General features: G+C 36.3%; 6 protein-coding genes. All 6 read right to left on the bottom strand.

Going from position 1 to position 5,684, the window contains the following annotated elements; genetic code table 11:
* On the bottom strand, window positions 1-1,151 hold a 1,151-nt coding region (locus AC3AX0_RS05870), incomplete at its 3' end, for a thymidine phosphorylase (protein ID WP_487549372.1).
* Between the two features lie 4 nt (window positions 1,152-1,155).
* Window positions 1,156-2,331: a phosphopentomutase gene (locus tag AC3AX0_RS05865; protein WP_487549371.1), complete on the bottom strand. Its 1,176-nt coding sequence runs from the start codon at window positions 2,329-2,331 to the stop codon at window positions 1,156-1,158.
* Between the two features lie 11 nt (window positions 2,332-2,342).
* A complete protein-coding gene (locus tag AC3AX0_RS05860) occupies window positions 2,343-3,227 on the bottom strand; it encodes a tyrosine-type recombinase/integrase (protein ID WP_487549370.1) in 885 nt (294 codons plus the stop codon).
* Between the two features lie 144 nt (window positions 3,228-3,371).
* Window positions 3,372-3,902 (bottom strand): NUDIX hydrolase, encoded by a 531-nt coding sequence (locus AC3AX0_RS05855; RefSeq protein WP_487549369.1) that lies wholly within the window; start codon window positions 3,900-3,902, stop codon window positions 3,372-3,374.
* A gap of 11 nt (window positions 3,903-3,913) precedes the next feature.
* Window positions 3,914-5,584 (bottom strand): DNA repair protein RecN, encoded by a 1,671-nt coding sequence (gene recN / locus AC3AX0_RS05850; protein ID WP_487549368.1) that lies wholly within the window; start codon window positions 5,582-5,584, stop codon window positions 3,914-3,916.
* A gap of 10 nt (window positions 5,585-5,594) precedes the next feature.
* Window positions 5,595-5,684, bottom strand: coding sequence for a hypothetical protein (locus AC3AX0_RS05845; RefSeq protein WP_487549373.1), 90 nt, complete (start codon window positions 5,682-5,684; stop codon window positions 5,595-5,597).

Genomic DNA, 5,684 nt, shown 5'->3' with positions numbered 1-5,684 from the left:
GTTTTTTTACAAAGGAAAATTCCGGCGGAATAATTTATTTCTGATTCTTTTGTCTCCCTACCTGCACCAGACATCAAGGAACAGATACCTATCTTTTCGGCATCTATTGCTTCAATATAACCGTCTTCAGGAGAAACCATTCCATAAGAATATGTTGAAGAATTGAATTTATTTGTTTCATCAATATATTCAATATTTCCACCTTGAGAAGATATGAACTCTCTGAATTTTTCAAGTGATTTGCCAGATTCAAGAACTTCATTTGTCTTTAATCTGCCTTCTTCAATATTTGATACTATTCCCGTAAGCTTAAGCATAACAGAATTAAGGAATATACAAAGCTCTGTGAAATCTTCAGGTCCATTGCCCTTCAGCGTATTTACTGCTTCAATAACTTCCAGTGAATTTCCTACTGCCTTGCCAAGGGGTTCTTCCATGTTTGTAAGTACGACACCTACATTTCTGTTAAAGCCCTTGCCTATGCTTACCATGGTTTCAGCAAGTTTTACAGCATGATCTATATCTTTCATGAAGGCGCCGCTGCCTATCTTTACATCAAGTATTATATTATCGGCTCCAGATGCTATTTTTTTCGACATAATGGAGCTGGCAATCAATGATATATTGTCAACTGTTGCAGTTACATCCCTCAAGGCATAAAGCTTCTTATCTGCAGGAACCAGGTTTGCTGTCTGACCTGCTATTGCAAAGCCAACACTGTTAACTACAGAAAACATTTCTTCCTTTGTAAGGTTGATGTTGAATCCTGGAATAGATTCAAGCTTGTCCAAGGTACCTCCAGTATGTCCAAGGCCCCTTCCTGACATTTTAGAAACTTTAAGTCCGCAGGATGCCATAAGTGGTAGAAGTACAAGGGATGTCTTGTCTCCAACACCGCCAGTACTGTGTTTGTCCGCTGTTATTCCTTTTATATGGGAAAGGTCCACCACATCTCCTGAATTTATCATTGCTTCAGTAAGGTCTATGGTTTCTTCAAGGTCCATTCCCTTGAAGTATATGGCCATGAGAAGTGATGATATTTGATAGTCCGGAATATCGCCGGAAACATATCCTTCAATTATATAATTTATTTCTTCCTTTGAAAGCTTTACTCCATGCTTCTTCTTGGTTATCAAATCATAAACTCTCATAATATCAGCTCCTGACCAGATCTTTTAATATGCTTTTACTTTCAATATCATTTTCAATATTAAATATATCCAGCACAGTACTTGCAATGGTATTGAATCCCTTCATTGTTTTCATATCAGTTGAAATTATATTTTTACAGTAACACAATAGAGGAACATATTCTCTTGAATGGTCTGTACTATCCGTTGATGGATCGCATCCGTGATCTGCAGTTATCATCAATAGGTCGTCATCCTTCATTGCTGCAAGTATTTCAGGAAGCTTTGAATCAAAATATTTCAACGCTTCACCGTAGCCTTGCACATTGTTTCGGTGACCATACAGCATGTCAAAATCCACAAGATTTGTAAATATGAGTCCTTTTGACTCGTTTTTGATTTCATCTATTGTTGCTTCTACTCCATCTTTATTGTTTGTAGTATGAAGTGCCTTGGTTATTCCAACATGGGCAAAAATGTCTTCGATTTTTCCTATTGCTACAACATCAAGTCCATTCTCCTTAAGAAGATCAAGCATTGTCTTCCTAGTAGGAGGTAGTGAAAAGTCCCTTCTGTTTTCAGTTCTCTTTAAAGAACCTGGGCTTCCTTCAAAAGGTCTTGCTATGACTCTTCCAACGCCATGCTTTCCAGCAAGCATCTTTCTTGCTTTTTTGCATATGTCATAGAGCTCCTCAAGAGGCACTATATCCTCGTGGGCTGCAATCTGGAAAACACTGTCAGCGGAAGTATATATGATGAGTTTTCCTGTTTCCATATGCTCCCTGCCTAGTTCTTCAATTATTTCAGTTCCGGAAGCAGTTTTGTTTCCTAGGTATCCTCTTCCTGATTTCTTGACGAATTCATCCATTACTTCATCCGGAAATCCATTGGGATATGTAGGGAAAGAATCTTCAGATATTATTCCTGCTATTTCCCAGTGGCCTGTTGTTGTGTCCTTGCCATTTGACAGTTCCAGAAGTCTTCCATATATACCATTTGTTATAATATCATAATTCTTTATATCTTCAAGTCCTAGAATATAGGTTAAACCCATCTTTTCAAGATTTTCAAGATGGAAATCCTCATTCCCTTCATAGACATGAAGAATTGTATTACTGTTTTCATCTCCGTAATCGACGGCATCGGGCATTGCCCCCACACCTACACTATCTAAAACTATAAGAATAACTCTGTTAAACATATGTTACCTCCTTAAGATCTTGGATGTGTCCTTTTATAAATTTCAAAAGTTTTGTTTTGTCTGCTCTTCAAATAAGACTGTATCATGCTTATGCTGTTTTGACCGAAAAGTGAATTAAGAGTTCCTACGTCAGCTCCGTTCTGCAAAAGGTGTACAACAAAGGAGTTCCTGATAATCTGTGGGGTAATATCCTTTTGGATGTTTACGGATTTTGCATAGCTCTTAATGATCTTCCAAAAGCCCTGCCTGGACATACTCTTTCCCTTTACATTAAGAAAAAGCGTATCCTCACCCTCTTCAGGATTCAAGGACTGTCTATATTCATCCATATACATTTCAAGATGTTTTTTTGCTGTCTCGCCAACAGGTACATGTCTAGAGTTTTTCGACTTGACAATCCTCAAACTGTCACTGTATTTGGAGTATGAACTGATTTTCAAATCAAGAAGTTCACTTACCTTTATTCCAGTGGAATACAAGAGTTCAAGCATTGCCTTATCCCTGCAGCCTTTGACAGTGTCCACATCAGGCACTTCCAACAGCTTTTCAATTTCTTCAACAGTAAGGAATCGAGGCATTTTTTTTTCAATCCTGGGTGCCTGAATACCATTTGACGGATTTTTTTCTATTATTCTTCCGTTTTCAAGATATTTGTAAAAGGATTTTATTGACGAAAGGCCTCTTGATACGGTAGAGGCATTCTTGGATTTTTTCTGCATGTCTAATACGTAGGTCAAAATCATTGTCTTTGTAACATCAGTCAAATCTCTGTCATAGCTTTGTTCTATATATGTGTTGAAACTTGTCAGATCCCTTATATATGCGGAAGAAGTATTTTTAGACAAAGTCTTTCTCTTCTCAAGGTATTCTGCATATTTCTTTATATGTTCATTCATTTTTACCTCCGGTACCATATATAGTACCATCTATATAATACCACATTTTATATTAGCTTTGGAAAGTTAAATATGCATAACCCCTTGAAGCGTTGGTGTTATGCGGTTAACGCAGCAAAGCTGCTTTCTTGAGTATGCAGTAGTTTAATTTGTATGATTGATTTTATAGTAAAGCAAGCCTGCTATAGTTTTTGAATCGGTTATTTCTCCCGTGCTTATCATGTTTACAGCTTCGTCAATATTCATTTTAACAACCTCAATAAATTCATCGTCGTCGCATTCAAGAAATGCTTCTTCTAAATCTTCTGCCAGATATATATGTATTATTTCAGTACAAAATCCTGGAGAAGTTGAAAGATCAAACATCCTTGTAATTTTGTTTGGTTTAAAACCAGTTTCTTCAATAAGTTCTCTTCTGGCACATTCATCAGGATCTTCATTCAACTCTAGTTTTCCTGCTGGTATTTCTATTATTACCTCTTCAACAGCCTTTCTGTACTGCTTCACCAATAGAAGTTCGTTATCATCATTTACAGCCACCATTGCTACTGCGCCGTTGTGCTCTATAATTTCACGCTGTGATGTTTTATTGTTTGGAAGAAGGACCTCATCTACTCTCAAGTTAAGAATCTTTCCATCATAAATTCTTTTGGTTGATATAGTTTTTTCTATCATGGTTTTCTCCGTTATTTTATAGTTTTAATTAACTCTTCTGCATTCTTAACAGAAGTTTCTGTAATATCAAGACCGCTTAATAGTCTGGCAACCTCATTGATTCTCTCTTCCCTGTTCAGCTTTTCTACAGAAGACCAGGTTTTATCATTATCGGATTTTTTCTCTATTCTGAAATGTGTATCAGCTGCTGAAGATATCTGAGGAGAGTGTGTTACACAAATTATCTGGTGAGTCTTTGATAGTCTGCTTATCTTGTTGCCTACAAGGTGGGCTGTTCTTCCACTGATGCCGGAATCTATTTCATCAAATATCATCGTTGGAATATCGTCTATTTCATTGATGATAGACTTAATTGCAAGCATGATTCTAGAAACCTCCCCTCCGGAAAGTATCTTTTCTAGCTCCATTAGCTCCATGCCAAGATTTGTGGAGATATGGAATACAATACTATTTCTGCCATAGCTATTGAAATCCTCTGTATCATCTACTGCTACCTTGAATCTTGCATCCTTCATATTTAGAGAATGAAGTTGATTTTCTATAAGCTTTTCAATATTTGCAGCCTTTTTATTTCTAGCTTTTTTCATGCTGTCGGACAGTATTTCCATTTCCATAACAATATTTTTCAGTTTCAATTTTTTTTCCGAAATAATATTTTCAAGGTCTAGAAGTTCTGAAAGTTCAGCTTCTGCTTTTTCCTTAAAGGAAATTATTTCATTTGTTTCCATATTGTATTTTCGCTTCAGGTTATTCAAGAGGTCAAGTCTTTCAGTTAAAAAACATAATCTTTCCTCATCAACATCCTTTTCTTCTGTATAACTTGCGATGTCATATGCAAGTTCCTGACAGTTGTCCATGATAATTCCCAAGGTTTCATCAAATTCGATTATCTTGGAATCGAATCGGGAAACCTTTCTCAATAATCCTATTGATTTTGAAAGGTTTTCTATTACTGAATTGCCTTCTCCGTTAATTATATTCAATGAATTGTTTAAATTCACCTTTATTTCATTAATATTTGACAATACGGATAGTTCTTCCAAAAGTTCCATGTCTTCACCGACATTCAGTGACGCATCTTCTATTTCACTTATTTGATACTTGAGATAGTCGATTTTAGCGTACTTGTCCCTGCTGTTCTCTTCAAGGAATTTAAGTTCCGACTTTATATTCTTGTAATATAAAAACTTTCCAGTATATTCCTTCAATATTAAAGCCAGTTCTTCGCCACACATCTTGTCAAGAATAATAATGTGTTCATCGCTGCTAAGTATGGACTGTTGCTCGTACTGTCCATGTATATCCAGAAGGTATTTCGATATCCTTTTCAAATATGATATATTTATCATAATATCATTGATTCGCGCTGTGGAGCGTCCGTTGTTGTGGACTTCCCTGGTAATGATAATTGTGCCGTCTTCGACATCTATGTTGTTCTCAGCAAGAATGTCAACAAGAGGCGATTTTTTTTCAATAAAAAAGCTCCCCTGAACAACCGCCTTGGAGCTTCCATTTCTTACAAAGTTCTTATTGGATTTGCCTCCCAAAAGCAGATTCAAGGAATCTATTATCATTGACTTGCCGGCACCGGTTTCCCCTGTAAACACGTTGAAGCCTTTTGTGAAATCTATGAAAATTTTCTCGAATATGATAAAGTTCATTACACTAAGATTGAGAAGCATTGTTTCCTCCCTAGTTTATTATACTGTACAAATTGTTGATTATTTCATCTACAGATTCAAGACTTTTGCATGCTACAAAAACTGTATCATCACCTGCAAT

The organism is Dethiosulfatibacter sp. (assembly GCF_983023055.1).
The sequence above is the reverse complement of the archived record's forward strand: the minus strand, read 5'-3'. Positions and strand labels throughout refer to the sequence as shown.